General features: G+C 74.0%; 17 protein-coding genes and 1 pseudogene. 6 read left to right on the top strand and 12 right to left on the bottom strand.

Annotated elements, in window-relative coordinates:
* The first annotated feature begins 182 nt into the window (after window positions 1-182).
* Entirely contained in the window at window positions 183-1235 is a 1053-nt protein-coding gene (locus ACFWVC_RS23455) for an aldose epimerase family protein (RefSeq protein WP_384289329.1), read from the top strand.
* 21 nt (window positions 1236-1256) lie between these two features.
* On the opposite strand, the gene ACFWVC_RS23460 is transcribed toward ACFWVC_RS23455, so the two are convergent.
* From ACFWVC_RS23460 to ACFWVC_RS23485, 6 genes are all read right to left on the bottom strand, one after another.
* On the bottom strand, window positions 1257-2876 hold the full coding sequence (locus tag ACFWVC_RS23460) for an aminotransferase class I/II-fold pyridoxal phosphate-dependent enzyme (RefSeq protein WP_384289332.1): 1620 nt from the start codon (window positions 2874-2876) through the stop codon (window positions 1257-1259).
* 219 nt (window positions 2877-3095) lie between these two features.
* Complete coding sequence (locus tag ACFWVC_RS23465; protein WP_384289334.1) at window positions 3096-4352, bottom strand: pyroglutamyl peptidase; 1257 nt, start codon at window positions 4350-4352, stop codon at window positions 3096-3098.
* A 113-nt stretch (window positions 4353-4465) separates the two neighbouring features.
* The gene (locus ACFWVC_RS23470) at window positions 4466-5665 is read right to left on the bottom strand and encodes an exo-alpha-sialidase (protein ID WP_384289337.1); all 1200 of its coding nucleotides are present in this window, start codon (window positions 5663-5665) and stop codon (window positions 4466-4468) included.
* Window positions 5666-5813: 148 nt separating this feature from the next.
* Window positions 5814-6569, bottom strand: coding sequence for a class I SAM-dependent methyltransferase (locus ACFWVC_RS23475; RefSeq protein WP_384289340.1), 756 nt, complete (start codon window positions 6567-6569; stop codon window positions 5814-5816).
* 78 nt (window positions 6570-6647) lie between these two features.
* Complete coding sequence (locus ACFWVC_RS23480) at window positions 6648-7466, bottom strand: EI24 domain-containing protein (RefSeq protein ID WP_384289342.1); 819 nt, start codon at window positions 7464-7466, stop codon at window positions 6648-6650.
* A gap of 61 nt (window positions 7467-7527) precedes the next feature.
* The gene (locus tag ACFWVC_RS23485) at window positions 7528-8088 is read right to left on the bottom strand and encodes a hypothetical protein (protein WP_384289345.1); all 561 of its coding nucleotides are present in this window, start codon (window positions 8086-8088) and stop codon (window positions 7528-7530) included.
* Window positions 8089-8495: 407 nt separating this feature from the next.
* Between ACFWVC_RS23485 and ACFWVC_RS23490 the strand changes: the two genes are divergently transcribed.
* On the top strand, window positions 8496-10556 hold the full coding sequence (locus ACFWVC_RS23490; RefSeq protein ID WP_384289348.1) for a glycoside hydrolase family 36 protein: 2061 nt from the start codon (window positions 8496-8498) through the stop codon (window positions 10554-10556).
* Window positions 10557-10610: 54 nt separating this feature from the next.
* On the opposite strand, the gene ACFWVC_RS23495 is transcribed toward ACFWVC_RS23490, so the two are convergent.
* Entirely contained in the window at window positions 10611-13100 is a 2490-nt protein-coding gene (locus ACFWVC_RS23495) for a glycoside hydrolase family 3 protein (RefSeq protein WP_384289351.1), read from the bottom strand.
* A gap of 201 nt (window positions 13101-13301) precedes the next feature.
* On the opposite strand from ACFWVC_RS23495, the gene ACFWVC_RS23500 reads away from it, so the two are divergent.
* Window positions 13302-13928, top strand: coding sequence for a TetR/AcrR family transcriptional regulator (locus tag ACFWVC_RS23500; protein ID WP_384289353.1), 627 nt, complete (start codon window positions 13302-13304; stop codon window positions 13926-13928).
* A 112-nt stretch (window positions 13929-14040) separates the two neighbouring features.
* On the opposite strand, the gene ACFWVC_RS23505 is transcribed toward ACFWVC_RS23500, so the two are convergent.
* A complete protein-coding gene (locus tag ACFWVC_RS23505; RefSeq protein WP_384289355.1) occupies window positions 14041-15048 on the bottom strand; it encodes an NADP-dependent oxidoreductase in 1008 nt (335 codons plus the stop codon).
* 86 nt (window positions 15049-15134) lie between these two features.
* Between ACFWVC_RS23505 and ACFWVC_RS23510 the strand changes: the two are divergent.
* Window positions 15135-15561 (top strand): annotated as a pseudogene (locus tag ACFWVC_RS23510) (MarR family winged helix-turn-helix transcriptional regulator).
* A gap of 54 nt (window positions 15562-15615) precedes the next feature.
* Here the strand turns inward: ACFWVC_RS23510 and ACFWVC_RS23515 are convergent.
* From ACFWVC_RS23515 to ACFWVC_RS23525, 3 genes are all read right to left on the bottom strand, one after another.
* The gene (locus ACFWVC_RS23515) at window positions 15616-16251 is read right to left on the bottom strand and encodes a hypothetical protein (RefSeq protein WP_384289357.1); all 636 of its coding nucleotides are present in this window, start codon (window positions 16249-16251) and stop codon (window positions 15616-15618) included.
* 229 nt (window positions 16252-16480) lie between these two features.
* Window positions 16481-17344 (bottom strand): SMP-30/gluconolactonase/LRE family protein, encoded by an 864-nt coding sequence (locus ACFWVC_RS23520; protein WP_384289360.1) that lies wholly within the window; start codon window positions 17342-17344, stop codon window positions 16481-16483.
* The gene (locus ACFWVC_RS23525; protein ID WP_384289364.1) at window positions 17341-18117 is read right to left on the bottom strand and encodes an IclR family transcriptional regulator; all 777 of its coding nucleotides are present in this window, start codon (window positions 18115-18117) and stop codon (window positions 17341-17343) included. The genes ACFWVC_RS23520 and ACFWVC_RS23525 overlap by 4 nt, the downstream gene beginning before the upstream one ends.
* 314 nt (window positions 18118-18431) lie before the next feature.
* On the opposite strand from ACFWVC_RS23525, the gene ACFWVC_RS23530 reads away from it, so the two are divergent.
* Window positions 18432-18791: a chaplin gene (locus tag ACFWVC_RS23530; RefSeq protein ID WP_384289366.1), complete on the top strand. Its 360-nt coding sequence runs from the start codon at window positions 18432-18434 to the stop codon at window positions 18789-18791.
* 81 nt (window positions 18792-18872) lie between these two features.
* Here the strand turns inward: ACFWVC_RS23530 and ACFWVC_RS23535 are convergent, their stop codons facing one another.
* Entirely contained in the window at window positions 18873-20264 is a 1392-nt protein-coding gene (locus ACFWVC_RS23535; RefSeq protein ID WP_384289370.1) for a S8 family serine peptidase, read from the bottom strand.
* Window positions 20265-20436: 172 nt separating this feature from the next.
* On the opposite strand from ACFWVC_RS23535, the gene ACFWVC_RS23540 reads away from it, so the two are divergent.
* Window positions 20437-20745: a chaplin gene (locus ACFWVC_RS23540; RefSeq protein ID WP_384289373.1), complete on the top strand. Its 309-nt coding sequence runs from the start codon at window positions 20437-20439 to the stop codon at window positions 20743-20745.
* Window positions 20746-20919: the final 174 nt, after the last annotated feature.

Here is a 20919-nt window from a genome sequence, read left to right on the forward strand (position 1 = left end):
GTCCGTCACCGGACGGCGGCCGGCGCCGCTCCCGTGTGAAGTCGCACCGGGAACGGACGTACATTGATCACTGGCGCGGCGCTCGGGGCGGTCGCGCCCGCGACGAGCGGGACCAGCGCCCTCGCGGCCGGCACGACCGGGCCGGCCGCCCACACGACAAGGGACCCGCGGGTGGGACACAGGTGAGCAAGGAACACTTCGGGACCCTGGAGGACGGGACCAAGGTCGACATCTGGACCGTGCGGGGCGGCGGGATCACCCTGCGGGTGCTGTCGTACGGCGGGATCGTGCAGACCCTGGAACTGCCCGACCGCCACGGGCACCGGGCCAATGTCGCCCTCGGCTTCGACAACCTCGACGACTACGTGGCCCACAGCCCGTACTTCGGCGCGCTCATCGGACGCTACGGCAACCGGATCGCGCGGGGCCGCTTCACCCTGGACGGCACGGAGTACCAGGTACCGGTGAGCGACGGGCCCAACAGCCTGCACGGCGGCGACCAGGGGTTCGACAAGCGGGTCTGGGCGGTGGAGGGCTTCACCGACGGCGGCGACGGCGGGCTCGTGCTGCGGCGCACCAGCGCGGACGGCGAGATGGGCTTCCCGGGGACGCTCGAGGTCCAGGTGGTCTACACGCTGACCGCGGACGCCCGGTGGCGCATCGACTACAGCGCCACGACCGACAAGGCGACGGTGGTCAACCTCACCAGCCACACGTACTTCAACCTGCGCGGCGAGGGCAGCGGCGGAGTCGACGACCACGAGGCCGAGATCGCCGCCCACCGCTTCACCCCGGTGGACGCCACGCAGATCCCGACCGGCGAACTGGCGCCCGTGGAGGGCACACCGTTCGACTTCCGCACGGCGAAGGCGATCGGGCGCGACCTCCGCACCCCCCACCAGCAGATCCTGTACGGGCAGGGCTACGACCACAACTTCGTGCTCGACAAGGGCCGCACGGACCTTCCCGAGCACGTGGCGACGGTCACCGACCCGGTCTCCGGCCGCACGCTGCGGCTCGCCACCACCGAGCCGGGCATGCAGTTCTACACGGGCAACTTCCTCGCCGGTGCGTTCGCGGGCCCCTCCGGTCACGTCTACCGGCAGGGGGACGCCTTCTGCCTGGAGACCCAGCACTTCCCGGACTCCCCCAACCGCCCGTCCTTCCCCTCGACGGTCCTGCGCCCCGGGCAGACGTACCGCAGCACCACCGTGCACTCCTTCGGCGTGAGCTGATTCCGGCGGCCGGCGGCCGGGTCAGGAAGCGTCCTGCCAGTACAGGGCCGGTCTGGGCGAGCCCGGCTTGGAGGAGGCGAAGGCGGGCGGCACCTCGGCGGCCGCGGGGTAGAGCTCGGGGGCCGGGGGCTGCGGCGGTTGCGGCTGAAGGGGCATCTGCCTCTGGGCGGCCATCGGCTGCGGCTCGTACACCGGTTGCGGGCCCATCGGCTGCGGCTCGTAGACCGGCTGTGAGCCCATCGGCTGCGGCTCGTAGACCGGTGGCGGGGCCATCCGCTGCGGCTCGTACACCGGCTGCGGGGGCGCCGGCGGGAGGGCGGCCGGCTGCTCGTAGACCGGCTGCGGGGGCTGTGCCTGCTGGAGCTGGAGCTGTTGCGGGACGGGCACGGCCACCGGCTGCGGCGCGGGCTGGATCTGCGGGAGCTGCTGGATCTGCGGCGCCGGCTCCGGCACGGGGGCGGGCGCCGCCTCGGGCGTGGCGGCGTACCAGGTGCTGCCGTACAGCACCGTGCTCAGCCCGGTCAGCAGCCGCTGGACGTCCGCTTGCGGCCGCACGACCAGGCGCATGAAGCGGCTGCTGCTGCCGAGCTTGTTGCCGCACTCGCGGACCAGGACGCCGTGCTCGGCGAGCAGCCGGTCGCGGAGGACGGCGCCGTCCACGCCGTCGGGCAGCTTGACGAAGACGAAGTTGCCCTGCGACGGGTAGACGGTCAGGCCGGGCAGCGCCGCCAGTTGCCAGATCATCTCCTGGCGGTCGCGGGCGACCATGCGCAGGCTCTGCGCGTACTCCTCGCGGTGGTCCTTGAGCATGAAGACCACGGCCTCGGCGAAGGAGTTGAGGTTCCACTTGGGCAGCATCCGGCGCACCTTCCCGGCGAGGGCGGGGTTGGCGACCATGTAGCCGAAGCGGATGCCGTGCAGGCCGAAGTTCTTGCCGAGGCTGCGCAGGACGATGACGTTGGGCCGCAGGACGGCCTCGGCCGCCACGCTGGGCCACGCCTCGGCGTCGGCGAAGTCCAGGAAGGACTCGTCGATGACGACCAGGTCGAGGTCGGCGAGGGCGTCCATGAGGCCGACGACCGCGTGCTTGGGGAGGAAGCCGCCGTCGGGGTTGTTCGGGTTGCAGATGACGGCGGTGCGCGAGCCGCGGGCCCGGACGAACGAGACGAAGGCCGCCGGGTCGAGTGCAAAACCGGCGGCCTCGGGGAGGAGGAACATGTCGACGCGCTTGCCGGTCTCCATCGGCTGATCGGTCCAGCGCCCGAAGGTCGGTATCGGGATGGCGAGGCTGTCGCGGACCAAGAGGTGGTCGATCCAGGTGATCAGCTCGGTGGAGCCGTTGCCCATGGCGACGGTCTGCGGGTTGAGCCCGAGCAGGGAGCACAGCTCGTTGGTGATGACGTCCGTGCTGCTCGGATAATAGGTGAGGATGTCCTGCATCGAGTGCCGGAGTTTCTCGTACATCGCCGGGCTCGGGAAGTACGGATTGCACGGGATGCAGAAGTCGACGATGTCGGACGCCCCTTCGGGGGAGGACATGCCACCGGCTGCGCGGCGCAATGCGAAGTACGAGGGACTGTGCGCGGTGTTGGCGCGGAACAATTCGGTGGCATTACCGGAGACGCCGACGGCGACGGTCACGGCAGGACCTCCCTCGATCACAGAGGCCGCGCCGTGGCGACCTGTTTCCCCTTGCCCGCACAACTCTGTCGCACATCCCTCACATGTGGGGCGTGTGGGGTGTATGTGGGACAAGAGGTGCGCAGGGAAGCTATCTTGCGGTCTTTCGCAGTCCCTTACGGCTCCGCTCCGGCTTTCGTTCAGCACCCTCGACACCCGGCGCCGGCCCGGGGACCCGCCTCAGCCGCCGGCGGCCGCGATGAGGATCGCGCGGAGCTGGGCGGTGATGGCCAGGCGGTCGGCCAGGAATCCCGGATCGGTGACGGCGCCGGTGCCGGGGTCGGTGTTGCCTGGGCCGAACTGCAGCACAGGGGTGTGGACATGCCCGCCGGGCGCGGGAAGCGCGAGTTCGTCGCGGAGCAGGGTGGCGCGGTAGGCGATCTCGTTGGAGAGGTAGTCGCCGCCGCCACCGGCGCGCGCCGTGGAGCCGGGTGTCGGACCGGAGTCGCCGGCGACGGGCACGGTGGCCCCGGCCGGGATCTCGGTGACCGCGGTGTTGTCGTGGACCGGGAAGGGACCGGTCCCGGCCGCGACGATCGCCTGGTACGGCAGTCCCGTCGTCGTCCACTGCGGCGGCTCGTGGCCGTACGGGACGGGAACGGGACCGGTGACCGGGACGCCGGCGTTGTCCGGATGGCCGCCGCGCCAGGCCCCGTTGAAGCGTTCGAGGTCGAAGCGGCCGTCGCGGCCCTGGCTGACGGTGGCGAACAGGTCCACGCGGTGCGGGCCCGGACGGAACCACGGGCGCAGCGCGCGTTCGACGGTGCCCCGGGTGAAGTCGTCCCAGCGGACCGGGAAGACGAGGGCGTGCACGCGGGCCGGTCCGGCGGCGGTGCGGATCGTGACGCCGTCCAGGGCGAGCGCGGCGGCGCCCGAGGGGTTGCTGCGGCGGACGTCGGCGTCGAGCCGGAAGGGGTCGAAGCCGGTCAGCAGGATGCGCCTGACGCCCCCGGCCGCGGGCAGCCGGGGGCCGTCCATGCCCCGGGAGCTCCGCTCCAGCCGGTCCAGCAGCGCGGCGCGCCCGTCCTCCCCGAGCGGGAACGACGGCTGCCACGCGCGCAGGGTCCGGGTGAGGGCGAGCCGGGCCCAGTACAGCGGCCGGTCGTCGTCGCGGCTGAGGTCGCCACCGGCCGGAACGCGTCCCTGCGCCCTGCCGACCGCGTCCTGCCACAGCGCGCGGCCGTGCCGGCGCACGACGCGTTGCGCCGCGGCCCGGGAGTGCGCGGCCGCCAGCGCCCGGGCGAAGCGGGGGGCCGCGGCGTCGAAGCCGCTGCGGCGCAGGATCTCCTGCGGCGCGGCCCGGTCCAGCCGGGCCTCCTCCGCGGTCTGCGCCGCGGTCTGCGCCGCGGCGGTGGGGGCGCTCGCCGGGGCACTCACGGAGGGAGCGCCGGCGGGCGGTTCGAGGGCCGGCACGCCGGTCCGGGTGGGGGGCCGCATTGTCCGGGAACCTCCGAGCCGATCACGTGCGCGCCAGGTGGACGCGCGATCTCCCAGCATCCCGGACCCGCCCGGCGGATGGACAGGGGGCCCCGGCCCCCGCGCCCGCCGGGTCAGCGCAGGAGCGAGGCGATCGTGAGCCGGGTGAAGGTGACGGTGTCGTACGGGGTGACGCTCCCGGTCTCGTACAGCAGGCCGACGTGCTCACTGTCGATCTGCACCAGGTCCGAGTAGGCCGCCCTGGCCTTCGTCAGCCGGTACCCGGCCGACCACGTCACACCGCCGTCGAGACTCGCCCGCACGGTCATCCCCAGCCGGTCCCGGGGGTCGCCCGGGGCCGCCAGCAGCAGCGGGCCCGAGCCGCGGCCGTCCCAGGTCTGCAGCAGGCTGCCCTCGACGGACGGCGCGGTGATCCCGGGAACGGTCCTGAAGGGGGCCTGCAAAGTCGTGCCGCCGTCGTCGCTCCAGGCGTGCGCCCGGCTGCCGCGGTCGGTGCCCTTCTGATCACGGGCGTTGAAGTAGACCCGTCCGTCGGGGAGTTGGGCGACGGCGGTCTCGTTGACATTGACCCGGCCGTCACCGGCGGCGTCGACGTAGCCGATCCGCCAGGTCCTGCCGCCGTCGTCGCTCAGCAGGCTGTGCCCCGCGTACCAGCGCGGCTCGGAGCCGTTGTCCCCGCTGTCCGGCGACGGGGTGACGGAGTGGTCGGCGCCGACCACGAGCCGTCCCTTGTGGGGACCGGTGGTCAGCGCGATGCCGTGGCCGGGGCCGGTGGCGTACCAGCGCCAGCCGGGGCGCTTCACCTGCGCGGTGATCTCCCGGGACTGCGACCAGGTGACCCCGGCGTCGTCGCTGGACTGCACGAAGACACGCCGCCCGTCGGCGGGGACGGCGTCGCCGGACATGATGTCGGCCTCGGTGGTCGCTCCGCCGTTGCGGGTGGTCAGCAGCACCAGCCGCCCGGACGGGTCCACCACCGGTACCGGGTTGCCCCGGGTGTTCGGCCCGGAGCCGGCGACCTTGCGCAGCGCCGTCCACGTGCAGCCGCCGTCCGTCGAGCGGCGTTCGACGACGTCGACGTCACCGTGGTCCGCGCCGGACTCCCGCCGGCCTTCCGCGAAGGCGACGAGCACGGGGCCCGCCGTGCCGGACCCGGGCACCTGGACCACCGCGGGGATGCGGAAGGTGCTGTAGCCCTTCTGGCCCGAGACGAAGACGCGGGCGGGCGCGCACCCGGCACCGGAGCCCGTCGGCTCCGCCGGAGTCGCCGGCACGGCCTGGCACGCCGTCACCAGGGCAGAGCACGTGGCCATCACCAGACGCCGACCCCACCGCACCACGCGTCACTCCCCATGCTGACCGGCACAGACAACCGGACGCTAGCAGAGGAACCGGGGCACTCCCCGCCTCCGCGGCGCCCGGCGCGACGTGCCCGCGCGGTCCCGCTGACGGAGTTGAGGCCTACGCCGCCTTCCGTACCAGGAAGAAGATGCTCGGCCCGAACGTCACCCGAGCCAGCGGTCGCTGGAGCGCCTCCTCGGCGCGGACCAGCACGCCCCGCGACACCACCCGCTTCAGCCGCGTGCTGCGCAGGTTGGACACCGACAGCCGCTGCTGCACCCGCAGCCCGGCGGCCTCCAACTGGGCCTCCACGGTGCGCGGGTGGTGGTTGACGAAGGGGATGCTGTCGCGCTCGCGGTTGGCCGCCGAACGGATGTCGACCGGTTCCCGCGGTACGCGGCGGCGCCGGGCCGCGTACCGCAGCCGGTTGGCGGCGTGGGCGAGGTTGGCGCTCTCGACGACCGCGGTCCCCCCGGGCCGCAGGACGCGCGCGATCTCGGCCAGCGCGGGCGCCGGGTCGGGCAGGTGGTGCATGACCCGGATCATCGTCACCAGGTCGACGCTGCCGGGGCGGAGGCCGAGGCCGGCCACGGTCGTCAGCCGCATGCTGACGCCGGTCAGGCCAGCCAGGTACTCCTGCGCGTCGTCGAGTTGACGGCGGCTGGAGTCCACCAGCGTGACCCGGTCGGCGAACTCCCGCAGCACCGGCACGAGGCGCCCGTACCCGCCGCCGATGTCCGCGGCGTGGCCGAAGTGGCGGCCGGCCAGCAGCCGGCGCAGCGCGGCGACCTCGGCGTCGTGCTCGTAGCCGCGGCCGTCCCAATACGTGCGGTAGCTGCGCTGGTTGTCGTCGTACTGATCGGTTCGCTGTGCCATCGCGTCCCCCTCGCGTCCTGGCGTCACCCCACACAGTTGAGGTCACACGCGGGACGGGGAACGGTTCCCTCCGCAAGGTCAGGGTTTGCGGAGGTCCAGGGAACGCGGCGCGGCCTCGGGCGCGGCTTCGGGCTCGGACTCGGCGCGCCGCTCGTCCGCCTGCGGCGGCATCAGGTCGCGGACGAGGAGGGTGGCACCGGCCACCGCGCCGGGCATCAGGAAGACCGCGACGACCGGCACGAGGAAGCACAGCACCAGCGGCACACCGAAGCCGAGGCTCAGCATCATCCGGCCGCGGAGCATCCTCAGCCGCTCGCGCAGCGGCACCTCGCGGCGCTGGAAGGCGACACCGCTGAGTTCGAGCGCCAGGAAGAAGCCGGAGACGCAGAAGCCGACCACGGGCACGACGGTCTGCCCGACGACGGGGATGAAGCCCGCGCCGAAGAGCGCGACGGTCCAGAGCGTGACGCGCACCAGCACCCGCAGGCTGTCCCAGGCCGACCGCAGCAGTTCGCGCCACAGCGGGATGTCCGGGCCGTCGGGGGCGCCGCCCTCGGTGTCGTCGACGCGCTCCGCCAGCGACTCGTAGAAGGGCTGCCCGACCAGCAGCGTCACGGCGGTGAAGGAGATCACCGCCAGCACGAGGCCGCCGCCGAAGACGACGGCGGTGAGCAGGCCGCGGAAGAGCCCCTGCCACGGCGAGCCCCAGTCGTCGGCGAACGGGGTCGCCCAGGCGGTCGCGTCGTCGGCCCAGAACGCCAGGACCACCAGCGCCGCGACGTAGCCGACGAGGGTGATGAGCGCGGGCAGCAGCCCGAACCCGAACCAGCGGCCGTGCCGGGCGACCCAGCGCTGGCCGTCCACGAAGTGACGTATCCCGGTGGCAAGATCTCGCATGCGCGACAGGGTATGCGACCCTCCCGGGGTGGGGGGACCGTCCGGCCGCCGCGGATCGGGATCAGGCCACGATCTCGCAGTCCGCCGGGCCCGACGGCTCGGCGTCGAAGAAGCACACGTCGGTGTCGGCGTCACCGGTGACGCTGCCCGGCCCGGCGTCGTCGGCCTCGACGGAGATCACGTCGGCGCCCGCACCGCCGTTCACGGCACCGGAGTTGGCGACGGCGTCGGCGGAGAGTTCGATGATGTCGGCCTCGGTGCCGCCGCTCACCGTGCCGGTGTTCCCGCCGTCGATCTCGATCAGGTCGGTCCCGGCGCCGCCGTCGACCGTGCCCGCGTTCACGCCGGTGATCGTGATGACGTCGACGCCGCCCCCGCCGCTGATCACCGTGCCGGCGGCCACCCCCGCCGGGCACTCGATCTCGTCGGCGCCCTCCGTCCCCGTCACCGCCGCGCCCAGGACGGCCGTGCCGTTCACCGTGCAGCCGCCCACCAGCGCCGTGGGGTCCGCCGGGTCCGGCGGCCCGCTGCTCGCCTGCGCGGAGCCCGTCAGCAGGGCGGAGGCGGCGGCAAGGGCGAGGGCTGCGGCGGCCACGACCGGCCGGGGGCATATAGCGGGCATCTACTGCTCCTCAGGGGGACGCCTCGGGTCGGCGCGGATGCCACGAGCGTCACCGCGCCTGCCCCGCCCCGCAATCGGTCCGCGTCCGGCCGGGGGACGCCCGGGCTCTCCCCCCGCGGCCGGGTCCGCCGAGCGCCCGCGCGCGCCGGAGCGGGGCGTGCCGCGGGCCCGCCGCCGCCGTGCCGCCGGGCGCGCCAACACGCCCCGCGGGGGCCCGGCTGCCCGGCGCCGGCCCGTTGAGCAGGGGCGGGACCGCCGGGCGCGGGCCGTCCGAGGGCGGAACGGGGCGGTCACACGCCGGGCCTCAGTCTTGCGTTCGGGGGCGCGTCAGGTGCTCGTAACGTCGAGTGGGGAACGTGAGATCGGCACGGCCGAACATCAACGCCCGCAACAGCATTGGAGTCCGTGTGTACGCATGGGGAGACCTGACCGTCCGCTGCCCCGCCGACCGAGGTGTGCGGGCGCTGGAACTCCTTCCCACCGCGCTCGCGGCGGGGGCCGTCCCGGGTGCCGGCCCGGCGGGTGAGCCGCTGGCCACGGCCGCGCGGGCCGGCGACGCGGTGACCGAACCGTACGGCGCCGCACGCACGTTGCGGCGCGGGGCGACGGCCGCGGCGCTGCGCGAGCGTGCGCACGAGGCGGCGGACGACGCCGTCACCACCGAACTGGCCACGGACGACGGCCTCGTCCTGCGCCACCGCATCGTACGGGGCGACGGCTTCGTCCGGGTCCGCACGAGCGCGGTCAACGAGGGCGGCCGTCCGCAGACGCTGGAACTGCTGAGCTCCTTCACCCTCGGCGGCCTCACCATGTTCGCCGGGGAGGCAGGGGAAGCCGGGGACGCCGGGCAGGCCGGGGAAGACGCCTCCGATCCCGGGCGCTTCGTCGTGCACCGCCTGCGCTGCGCCCGGGGCGCCGAGGCACGGCTGGTCTCGGAGCCCGTCGAACGGCTCGGCCTGGAGCGCCCGCGGGGCGGCACCGCCGGCACGGTGGCAGAGCGTTTCGGGGCCACGGGGCTGCTGCCGGTGGCGGGTTGGCTGCCGTTCCTGGCCGTCGAGGACACCGTGGCCGGCGTCGTGTGGGGCGTCCAGCTCGCCGCGTCGGGGCCCTGGCAGCTGGAGGTGCTGCGGTCCGGTGCGGGGCTGGCCGTCGGCGGCGGTCCGGCCGACGCGGGCTTCGGCGGCCGTCGCCGCACACTGCCGCCCGGCGGGCACCTGGAGGCCCCGGAGGCGGTGCTGTCCGTGGTGCGCGGCGACCTCGACGAACTGTGCCACCGGCTGACGTCCGCGCAGTCCGGGCACCCGCGCCCGGGGGCGGAGCCCTCGCTGCCCGTCTCCTTCTCCGTGGACGACCCGTCCCACGAGCGGGTCGTCGCGCTCGCCGACCGCCTCGCGGGCACGCCGGTGCGTTACGTCACGCTCGGCCCCGGCTGGTACGCCGAGCCCGGCACCGACCCGGACCGGGCGCACGGCGACTGGGAACCCAGCACCGCCCGCTTCCCGGACAGCCTCGCCGCGACCGCCGGCGCGCTGCGGGAGCGCGGGTTCGTGCCGGGCCTGTGGTGGGAGCCGGAGACCACCGGCGAGCTGTCCAAGCGGTACGGGGCGGAGGACGGGCACGTCGCCCACGAGGGCGTGCCGGCGGCGGTCGCCGGGCGGCGGCTGCTCGATCTGCGCCGCCCGGAGGTGGCGGAACCGCTGCTCGACCGGATGACGGCGGTGCTGCGGGACTTCGGGTACCTGACGGTCGACTGCGGCGCGGACCTGGCGGCCGACGGTGAGACCTCCCGTCAACTGGGCGACGCCGCGGTCGACTTCCTGCGCGCGCTCGCCGCGCGGCTGCCGGACCTCGTGATCGAGAACCGCGCGGGCGGCCACCGCGTCACCCCCGCGTACACCGCCGTCACCGCGCTCTCCCGCGGCACGGGCGCGGTCGACGCGCGCGAGGTCCCCGTCGTCGCGGCGAACCTGCACCGCGTCCTGCTGCCCCGGCAGTCCCTGGTCCCGGTGGAACTGGGGCCGGAGGACGACGACCGCACCCTCGTCTCCCGCCTCGCCGCGGGCTTCCTGGGCCGGATGTCCCTCTCCGGCGACCCCGGCCGGCTGGACGCCGCGCGCTGGGCGCTGGTGCGGCGGGCGCTGGCGCTGTACGAGCGCGCGGTGCCCGTCATCGAGGAAGGGATCTCCCTGCACAGCGGCACGCGCGCCGCCGACGCCGCCGGCAACGCCACGGGCTTCCAGACGGTCCTGCGGGTCGCCCCGGACGGCCTGCGCGCCCTGGCCGTCCTCCACACCTTCGCCGACCCCGGCGACTCGGCGGGCCTGGTCCTCCCCGAGGGCCTGTGGACCGTCGACGCCGCGCTCACCCCCTTCGGCGCCCCCCTCTCCCTGGCCGGAGCCCGTCTCCGCTGGCACCACCCGGGCCCCTGGGCAGGCGCGGTGGCCCTCCTCTCGGCCACCCACCCCTGACCGCCCCACCCGGGGAGGGGGCCGGCAGCCTCCCCGGGGACGTCCCCCCACGCGTCAGCCGGTCACCGGGACCGGGACCGTGAGCCTGTGGTCGGCGAGGCTGCGGCCGATTTGGGCGGTGTAGGTGCCGGGCGGGGTGCGCCAGGCGCCGGCGGCCTCGTCCCAGGTGCGGGCGGCCCGCCGGGACAGCGGCACGCGCACCTCCGTGGCGCCGCCCGCGGGCAGTTCCACGGAGACGAAGCCCGCGAGGACACGGGCCGGCCGCTCCGCGGGGTCGTCCTCGGGCACCGCCAGGTAGACTTGGACGACCTCGCGGCCCGAGCGGCCACCGGTGTTGCGCAGCCGCACCGTCACGACGCCCAGCGTGTCGGCGTCGTCATGGCCGGCGGCCTCGTAGCCGGCGCCCTCGTACTCCCAGTCCGTGTAGCCGAGCCCGTGACCGAAGCCGTACGCCGGGGCGAGGTCCGACCGGTCCCAGGCGCGGTAGCCGATGAAGACGCCCTCCTCGTAGACCAGGGTGCCCTCGCTCGGCTGGACCCGGGTGACCGGCGCGTCGGCGAGCCTCACCGGCCAGGTGGTCGGCAGCCGCCCGCCGGGCTCCTCCGCGCCGAGCAGCACGTCGGCGAGCGCGGCGCCCGCCTCCTGCCCGGGGAACCAGCCGAGCAGCACGGCCGCGACCTCCTCCCGCCACGGCAGTTCCACGGGGGCACCGGAGTTGACCACGACGACGGTGCGCGGGTTGGCCGCGGCGACGGCGTGCACGAGTTCGTCCTGACGCCCCGGCAGCCGAAGGTCGCCGCGGTCGAAGCCCTCGCTCTCGACCCGCTCGGTGGTGGCGACGACCACGACCGCGACCTCCGCGTCGCGGGCGGCCGCGACGGCCTCCGCGATCAGCTCGTCCGGGTCGCGCCGCGGTCCGCCGTGGACGAGGGAGAACGCGACGGCCTCGATGGGCATGTCCTCGATCTTGAAGACGTCGTACGCGAGGGCGACCGGGACGGTCACGCCCGCCTCCAGTTCGACCGTCCCCCGGTCCAGAGGCGCGCCGAAGAACGCCTCGAACGGGTCGGTCTCCTGGCCCATCTCCTGTACGCCGTCGAAGACGACCGTGCCCGCGACGACCAGCCGGAAGCCGCCGAGCCCGCGGGTCCCGAAGTGGTGGGCGCCGCTCTCACGCGGGGTGAAGGTGCCGGTGACCTCGACGGTGTGGAGCGCGCCGTAGGAGACGCCCTCGGGCAGGTCGCCGCCCATCCACTGCACTTGGCCGCTCGGCAGGGCGGTCTCCCCCAGCGGCCGTCCCGCGGCGTCCCGGCACAGCGCGCGCAGTGCGAACCCAGCGCTCGCGGCGGCCAGTTCGTCGCTGGGGTCGGCGCCGACGGCGTACGTCAGCTCCGTGCCCGCGGGCAGCGCGGCGCGCAGCCCGTCCAGCGGGGAGACGACGTGGGCGGGGAAGACGTGCGCGGAGCCGCCGCCAAGGACGCGGGCGTCGCGCGCGGCGGCGCCGACGAGGGCGACGGAGCGGAGCCGCGCGGGGTCGAGCGGCAGCACGGGCCGTCCCTCGCGTGGCTCGTTACGCAGCAGGACGAACGAGCGCCGCGCGATCTCCCGGGCCAGGGCCTCTCCGTCGACGGCGGCGGGCAGCGCCCCGGCGTGCACCGCGGCGGGCACGCCCTCCAGCAGCCCGGCACGGGCGGCGAGCAGCAGCACGTTGCGCACGGCGTCGTCGACGACGGACTCCTCGACCCGCCCGTCCCGTACCGCCTGGGCGAGCGCCTCGCCGTACACCGTGCGCGGGCCGGGCATGGCCACGTCGAGGCCGCCGGTGATGGCGGCGACGGTGTCGCGGGCGGCCATCCAGTCGGAGACGACGAAGCCGTCGAATCCCCATTCCTCGCGCAGCACCTCGTTCTGGAGCCGGCGGTGCTCGGTCATGGTGGAGCCGTTGACCCCGTTGTAGGCGGCCATCACGCCCCAGGGGCGGGCGTTCTTGACGATGGCCTCGAAGGGGGCGAGGTAGAGCTCGCGCAGGGCGCGTTCGCCGATGACGTTGTCGACGGTGAAGCGGTCGGTCTCGGCGTCGTTGGCCACGAAGTGCTTGACGGTGGTGCCGACACCGCCGTCCTGGACTCCGGCGACATAGCCGGTGCCGATCTCGCCGGTGAGGTACGGGTCCTCGGAGTACGCCTCGAAGTGCCGTCCGCCCAGCGGCGAACGCTGCAGGTTGACCGTGGGCGCGAGCAGCACGTGCACGCCCTTGCGGCGCGCCTCCTGGGCGAGCAGCCGCCCGGTGCGGCGGGCGAGGTCGGGGTCCCACGTGGCGGCGAGCGCGGTGGGGCTGGGCAGCGCGACGGACGGGTCGTCGGCGGTGGAGCGGACGCCCCGTACGCCGATCGGTCCGTCCGACATGACCAGGGAACCCAGTCCGATCTCGGGTACCGGGGGCAGGGACCACATGTTCTGCCCGGCCAGCAGACGTGCCTTGGTGTCGAGGTCGAGCTTGCCGAGGGCCTGCTCCACGGCGGCCGCGCGCTCGGTGTCGGTCATCGGGTCAACTCCCATGTCGGGGACCGGTTGTCGTCGCCTTGTGCACGGGGCCGTCCCGCTCCGGCCACGGCATCGCGCCGGCCGGTACGGGGCGTCCCCTCCTCCTGCCGCCCGCCATCCTGGCCCTCCTCCCTGATGATCGGTAGGTGTCGTCACCCGCTCGTTACCCGGGCTCGCCACGGCCCGGTTAGGCTCGCCGTCGTGACAGCCAACGACCGCGGGCGGGGACTCGGGCGCGCGATCCGCAGCGAGGACCGCAAGGCCGAGATCATCCAGGCCGCCGCCGAAGTGATCGCAGAACGCGGCTACCGCGGCGCCTCGCTGGCGGCGGTGGCCGAGCGGGTCGGTCTGACGCAGCAGGGCCTGCTGCACTACTTCCCGACCAAGGAGGCACTGCTGATCGCGGTGCTGGACGTGCGCGACCAATGGGACATGGCCTCCGCGGCGCTGCACGGCTCCGCCTGGCCGCTGGAGATGATCGCCGGACTGGTCGAGTACAACGCGACCCGGCGCGGCGTCGTCCAGGTCTTCACCGTCCTCGCCGGCGACAGCGTCACCGAGGACCACCCCGCGAGCGGGTACTTCAAGGAGCGCTACGCGCGGGTGCGCGAGTGGGGGGCGCGGTCGCTGCGCAGCGAGTACGGCGACGTACTGCCCGGCGGCCTCACGCCCGAGCAGGCAGCGCCCCTGCTCGTCGCCGTGATGGACGGCCTGCAGACGCAGTGGCTGCACGACCCGGAGGCGGTGGACATGCCCGCCCTGTTCCGCGACTTCGTCGCCCTGCTGACCGCGCCCCGCGCGGCGGACGGAACGCCCGGGAGCGCCTAGGCGGCGCGTGGGCCTGAACCGGGCGGTCCCGGCGGGGCGTTGGCGCCCGTTATGACAGCGACAGGGGCGCGCCCCGCGGGAGCGCGCCCCTGTATGCCGGCCGGGAACCGGCCTACTCGGGCAGGCGGACCAGCATCTTGCCGGTGTTGTCGCCGCGCAGGACGCCGAGGAAGGCCTCCAGATTGTTCTCGATGCCGTCCACGACCGTCTCCCGGTAGTGCAGTCGGCCCTCGCGGATCCAGCCGCCGACCTCCTGGACGAACTGCGGCTGCAGGTCGTAGTGGTCGCCGACGAGGAAGCCCTCGATGCGCAGCCGGTTCTGGATGAGGCGGGCCAGGTTGCGCGGGCCGGGGGCGGGCTCGGTCGCGTTGTAGATCGCGATCATGCCGCAGACGGCCACCCGGCCGCGCAGGTTGAGGGCGCCGATGGCGGCCTCCAGGTGCTCACCGCCGACGTTGTCGAAGTAGACGTCGATGCCGCCGGGGGCGGCGGCGGCCAGCTGCTCCGCCACCGGGCCGTTCTTGTAGTTGAAGGCGGCGTCGAAGCCGTACTCCTCGGTGAGCAGCTTGACCTTCTCGTCCGAGCCGGCGCTGCCGATGACCCGCGAGGCGCCCTTGAGCTTGGCGATCTGGCCCACCTGGCTGCCGACCGCGCCGGCCGCGCCGGACACGAAGACGACGTCGCCCTCCTTGAGCTGCGCGATCCGCAGCAGGCCCGCGTAGGCGGTCAGGCCGGTCATGCCGAGCGCGCCGAGATAGGTGCTCAGCGGCGCGAGATCGGGGTCGACCTTGACCGCGGACTTGACGTCGACCAGGGCGTACTCGCGCCAGCCGAGGGAGTGCAGCACGTGGTCGCCGACGGCGAAGCCCTCGGCGTCGGAGGCGACGACCCGGCCGACCGCGCCGCCATGCATCGGCGCGTCCAGCCGGTACGGCTCCGCGTACGACTTCGCGTCGTTCATCCTGCCGCGCATGTACGGGTCGACGGACACATACAGGTTGCGGACCAGGACCTGCCCGGGGCCGGGCTCGCCGACCTCGGTCTCGCGCAGCGCGAAGTCCTCCGGCTTCGGCCACCCGTGCGGGCGGGCGACCAGGTGCCATTCACGGCTCTGCGGCATGGGGAAACGCCTCCAAAAGCTTTAGGTTCTCAACCAACCATGTACCTGGATGTTTGATGATGTCAAGCAACCGGTAGTCTGGGGCCATGCCACGCCGCGCCGATCCGCTGACCGTGGAGGTCGTCGACCTCATCGCCACCGTCGTGGCGCGCTATCACGAGGAGTACGAGGAGGCCGCCGCCGCCCACCGGCTCACCGGAGCCCAGGCGCGCGTGCTGACACTGCTGGCCCGCGAGCCGCTGCCGATGCGCGGCATAGCGGCACGGCTGAAGTGCGAGCCGTCGAACGTGACGGGCATCGTGGACCGCCTGGAGGCGCAGGGGCTGGTCGAGCGGCGCGCGGACCCGGCCGACCGGCGGGTCAAGCTCGCGGCCGCCACACGACGCGGGCGAGGACACCGCGGGACGGCTGCGCGGCTCCCTGGACTTCGCACGGGAGCCGCTGGCCGCGCTCTCGCCGGACGAACGGGCGACGCTGCGCGACCTGCTCAAGCGGATGACGGGCCGGGACTGACCGGCGGCCAGCACCTGCGGAGACGACCGGCCTGGGACGACGGGCGGTGACCCGTCAGCTGCACCACCACAGGAAACGGGTGCAGGTGGGCTTCGGCGTCGATGTCGGCGGCGGGGGCGGAGCCGCGGTGGTCGGGTTCGACGCCGGGCTGGAGGCACCCGAACCGCCGCCGGGAGAGGTGGTCGGCGGGTGGGAGCCGCCCGGGGCCTGGCTCACCGCGCCGGAAGCGGTCGCGGTGGCCGACTGCTTGCCGCTGGCCGAGGGACTCGACGAGGTCGAGGCACTGCTACTGGCACTGGCCGAGGCCGACGAGGACGCGTCGGACGCCGGCTTGGCGGTGACGCTCGCCCCCGAGGAGGCGTGCGCCGAGGACGTCGCGCCCGGCGAGGCGCTCGGGCTGGGCACCTCGTCGGAACCGGCGGACTGGGTCTGCTCACCGGTGACGTAGCCGGCCAGCGGCAGTTCGGCGACGCTCCAGCCGACCAGCACGATCGCGGCGCCCACCAGGGTGCCCACGAGCAGACGGGACTTGCGCCGGGTGCGGATGCTGCGGGTACGGCTGCGGCTGCCGGAGCGGCGCGAACCCCCGTCACTCCCCCCGCGGGCCGCCGCGCGGCGGCGTTCGGCCCTGCCGGGTGCGACGGTCTCCATGGCCTCGGTGTCCGCCGAGGAGGTCTGCGCCCCGGGCACGCCTTCGGAGCCCTTCTCACCGAGCTGGTGAGCGGGCGTTCCGCACCCCGGGCAAGACAGGGCGCCGTTGATGTGCCGTCGGCACGCTGCGCAGTAGTCCATCGTCCGGGCAGCGTATGTGAGACACCGGTACGACGTACACATGAGCCGTTCGTCGAACAAGTGAAACCTCTGTGAAAGCCGGGACATGCGGGTTTAGGAACCCGATCAGCCCCGAATTCCCCCTCAATCAGCCCGCATACGGCACTTCGGGCATGCCCTGCCCCGCCCCGGGCAGCACCATCAGCGCACCGGCCAGCGGCCGTGCGGACAGCTCCCGTTCCCCGAGGCCCGTCCGGGCGGAGGTGATGTAGAGGTCGGTCAGGTGCGGCCCGCCGAAGGCGCAGGCCGTCGGCCGCCGCACGGGCACCTCGACCACCCGGTCCAGGGCGCCGCGCGGGGTGTAGCGACGCACCGCGGCCCCGTCCCACAGCGCCACCCAGACACAGCCCTCGGCGTCCACCGTGAGCCCGTCGGGGAAGCCCGCGCCCTCCTCGACCACCGCGAACGGGCGCCGCTTGCGCACCAGTCCGGTGTCGCGGTCCACGTCGAAGACATCGATCCGGCCGGTGGGGCTGTCGACGTAGTACATCAGCGATCCGTCGGGGCTCCAGTCGGTCCCGTTGCTGACGGCCACGTCGTCCAGGACCGGCTCGACCGTGCCGTCCGGGGCCACCCGCCGCAACGTCCCGCCGCCGGGCGCCTCGTCGTAGCGCATGGTGCCGGCCCACAGGGCCCCGGAGGCGTCCACCGCGGCGTCGTTGGCACGCCGGCCGGGGACGGGTTCGCGGTGCAGCCAGCGGAAGGCGCCGTCGGCGTCGTACACCGCCACGCCGTCACGGAGGTTGACCACGATGCCGCCGCCCGCGCGCGGCTTGGCGGCGCCGACGTGCTGCCCGGTCGCCATGACCGAGGTACGGCCGGTCAGCGGGTCGTACCAGTGCACGCGGGAGGCCAGGATGTCCACCCAGACGAGCCGGGCGCCGACCGGGTCCCACGTGGGGCCCTCGCCGAGTGACGCCCTTGCGGGGAGGGCGAGTTCGACCCCGTTCACCGCCGGCCGCCGCGGTGGCCCAGGCGCTCGGAGAGTTCGGCGGCGCCCTTGACCGCCAGTCCCTCCAGCTCCGTCAGGCGCTCCTCGCTCCAACGGACCATCGGTACCGAGATGCTGAGCGCCGCCACCACATGCCCGCCGGAGTCCCGCACCGGGGCGGCCACACAGGAGACGTCCGGGTTGGACTCGCGCTGCTCGACGGCGATGCCGCGCTCGCGCACCAGGTCCAGCTGGCGGCGGAGTTCATGCGGAGAGGTGATGCTGTGCGGGGTCATCGCCGTCAGCGGGAGGCCGGCGGGGAAGCGGTCGTCGAGCGCGGCCGCGGGCAGCGCGGCGAGCAGCATCTTGCCGACCGAGGTGCAGTGGGCGGGCAGCCGCCGGCCCGCCGCGGAGACCATGCGCACCGCGTGGGTGCTGTCGACCTTGGCGATGTAGATGACGTCGGTACCCTCCAGGACCGCCACGTGCACCGTCTCGTCGCAGGTCTCGGCGACGGACCGGGCCACCTGCTGCCCCTCGGCGGCCAGGTCCAGCTGCTCGGCGTAGCGGCTGCCCAGTTGGTAGGTGCGCACGCCGAGCCGGTAGCGGCCCGTGTGCCCCGGCTCCGGAACGAGGTAGTTGCGCGCGGCCAGGGTGGTCACCAGCTCGTGCACGGTGGTGCGCGGGAGCCCCAGCCTGCGGGTGATCTCCGGCGCGGACATCGTGCCGTCCCCCTCGAGGAAGAGTTCCAGGATGTCCAGCGCTCTGGTCACTGCGGGTACGAGACGTCCCATCTCTGCTCGCTCTCTCCGGGCGGTCGTCCGCGGCCGTTCCCGACCGTTCACGGCGGTTCTCAACCGTTCGATATTCCGAAAAGCGATCGGTATCGCGAACGCAGCGTATCCGCGCCGGGGCGCACCGGGCAATGGCCGCGCATCGCACACACGCGACACCCAGGGCACGTCCGAACGACTGCCGGACCTGACGATCCATCACCCAGTGTGCTTGTCTGATGGGACTATATGGGTGATAGTTCGCATCCCCGGACATCTGCAGGCGTTGATTCGGTCACGACGTTTGGAGTCGGACCGATCCGAAGGGAATAAAAGTGAACCGCTTCACCAAGGCCGCCATTTCGACCATCATCGCCGGGGTCACCGTTTTCGGCGCCGCCACGGCGGCTGTCGCCGGTGGCAACGACAACCGCGGCGGCGGTTTCGGCGGCAACGGCCGCAACTTCGGCCACGGCGGTGGCTACGGCCACGGTGGTGGCTACGGCAACGGCTACGGCGGCTTCGGCCGCGGCGGCGGTGCCAACGCGCGGGCCGCCGCCATCGGCTCGCCCGGCATCCTGAGCGGCAATGTCGTCCAGGTGCCGATCAACATCCCGATCAACGTCTGCGGCAACGGCATCGGCATCATCGCGCTGCTGAACCCGACGGCCGGCAACGTCTGCATCAACAGCTGACGCAGTCGCACCACCCCGACCCGAGGCCGCCGGAGGATTCCTCCGGCGGCCTTGTCGCTGTCGCCGGCCGCTGCCGCGGTGTCACAGACCGTTGGTGAACGCGGCGAGCCGGGCCGTTCCGAAGCCTCCGTCCAGGGGGACGTTGCGGATCGCGTGATCGCTCAGCCACGCCGAGAGCGTCGCGAAGGACGCGTCACCGTAGGTGTCCTTGTAGAGCGCGGCGATCCCGGTGACGTGCGCGGCGGCCATCGAGGTGCCGTCCAGGTCACGGAAGGAGGCGTTCAGGTACGCGGACAGGATGCCCGCGCCGGGCGCGTGGATGTCCACGCACGTGCCCCAGTCGCTGAACCAGGCCCGGCGGTCCTCCTGGTCGATCGCGCCGACCGTGAAGGCACCGGGCGAGCCCGCCGGGGAGACGAAGCAGGCGTTGATGTTGTCGTTCCCGGACGCCGTCACGGGGAAGACCCCCGCCTTGGACAGGCCCTCCACCGCGCGGTTCACCGCCAGGGACCACCGGCCGGCGAACGACAGATTCGCCACGGCGGGCCGCTTCGCGTGTCCGGCGACCCAGTCGATGCCCGCGAGGATCACGGAGTTCGCGGTCCGCCCGACACAGGGGAAGACCCGCACCGACACCAGCGGCACCTTGCGGGCGACCCCGGTGTAGCTGCCGCCGACCGTGCCCGCCACATGCGTGCCGTGGCCGTTGCAGTCGCCGCCGTCCAGTCCGTCGCCGATCGCGTCGTAGCCGCGCACCGCGCGCCCGCCGAAGTCCGGGTGCGAGAACTCGATGCCGCTGTCCACGATGTACGCCGTCACCTTGGCGCCGGTCGCCTTCACGGAGAACCCGGTGCCGCCCAGCGCCCGGTTGTTGATCCGGGTCAGCCCCCACGGTGTGAAGCCGCCCATGCGCTGCGCGACGGCGGACGGCGGGGGGACCGGCTTGGTCGTGGGCCTGGGGGCCGGGGCCTGCTCCGGCGCGGCGGTCCCAACGGGGGCCGCGGTCTCCTGCGGTGCGGCCGACGCGCCGGGGGCCGCACCGGGCTCGTCCGCCGGCCCCTCCGGCTCCTCCGGGAAGTTCGCGGGGTCCTCCGCCGGGCCGCCGGCGTCGGGCGGTTCGAGGTCGCTGTCCGCGGGGGCGTCCTCGCCGGGCGGTATGTACACCATCGCGTCCTGCTCCACCTCGTCGACCCCGGGGGCGGTCCGCACCTTCGCCGCCTGGGCCTCCGTCAGCCGCGCCGCGAACCCGGTCAGGGCGTGCCGGTAGGTGAAGAGCGGCTTGACCCGGAGTCCGTCGAGCACAGCGGAGGGCGACGTGCCCGGCGTCAGCGTGACGATGTACCGCCCGGGTATTCCGCCCGGCGGGCCGGGGTGGGGTTCGGCGGTGACGGGCTTCGCGGGCAGGGCGAGGGCGAGGACCGGCAGGGCGGCTATGAGGGCGGCGGAGGGGGTCCGCCGCAAGGACAGGCGCATGTGCGGGGCTCCTTGACGGCTCGGTTCATCTGACGACCCCCCAGACCCCTGGTTATCAGCTGATATTTCCGCCCGCCCGGCCGGACGGCTATCCGGGTGACGCTCCGCATCCGACCGCGCGGGGGGTTCGTTGACCAGTCCGGCATGCAGTGATCAATGAAAGGAACAGCTCGTGAAGCGTTTTTCGAAGGCAGCGGTCCTGACCGTCGCGGCGGGTGCCGCGGTCCTCGGCAGCGCGGGCGGCGCCCTCGCCGACGGCGGCTACGGTGGCGGTTACGGCGGTGGCTACGGTGGCGGTTACGGCGGCTTCGGCCGTGGCGGCGCGCACGCCGACGGTGCGGCCATCGGCTCCCCCGGCGTGATCAGCGGCAACGTGATCCAGGTCCCGGTCAACATCCCGGTCAACGTGTGCGGCAACGGCATCAACGCCCTCCTCTCGCTGGTCAACCCGACCGCCGGGAACGTCTGCATCAACAGCTGACGGCAGCGCCCCTCGCCGGGGTGCCCCGCCGTCCGTCCGCACGGCGTCCGGACCCGCACGACCCTGTTCGTCCCCGCCACCGGCAGCGCCGCGGCCCTCGCGCCCCTCGCCAAGGCCTTCGACGTGCAGAGCCGCGGGTCTGTGCACCACCCTCCGCTCTCCGGGGCCATCGGC

It is taken from the genome of Streptomyces sp. NPDC058691 (assembly GCF_042714775.1).
Taxonomy (GTDB): Bacteria; Actinomycetota; Actinomycetes; order Streptomycetales; family Streptomycetaceae; genus Actinacidiphila.

Bases quoted from the DNA above. Each gene is read 5' to 3' on its own strand.
- ACFWVC_RS23470 (WP_384289337.1), bottom strand. From the start codon at position 5,665: ATGGCCACGTGCTCTGCCCTGGTGACGGCGTGCCAGGCCGTGCCGGCG.
- ACFWVC_RS23535 (WP_384289370.1), bottom strand. From the start codon at position 20,264: ATGCGCCTGTCCTTGCGGCGGACCCCCTCCGCCGCCCTCATAGCCGCC.
- ACFWVC_RS23495 (WP_384289351.1), bottom strand. From the start codon at position 13,100: ATGACCGACACCGAGCGCGCGGCCGCCGTGGAGCAGGCCCTCGGCAAG.
- ACFWVC_RS23465 (WP_384289334.1), bottom strand. From the start codon at position 4,352: ATGCGGCCCCCCACCCGGACCGGCGTGCCGGCCCTCGAACCGCCCGCC.
- ACFWVC_RS23475 (WP_384289340.1), bottom strand. From the start codon at position 6,569: ATGGCACAGCGAACCGATCAGTACGACGACAACCAGCGCAGCTACCGC.
- ACFWVC_RS23480 (WP_384289342.1), bottom strand. From the start codon at position 7,466: ATGCGAGATCTTGCCACCGGGATACGTCACTTCGTGGACGGCCAGCGC.
- ACFWVC_RS23485 (WP_384289345.1), bottom strand. From the start codon at position 8,088: ATGCCCGCTATATGCCCCCGGCCGGTCGTGGCCGCCGCAGCCCTCGCC.
- ACFWVC_RS23505 (WP_384289355.1), bottom strand. From the start codon at position 15,048: ATGCCGCAGAGCCGTGAATGGCACCTGGTCGCCCGCCCGCACGGGTGG.
- ACFWVC_RS23525 (WP_384289364.1), bottom strand. From the start codon at position 18,117: ATGGGACGTCTCGTACCCGCAGTGACCAGAGCGCTGGACATCCTGGAA.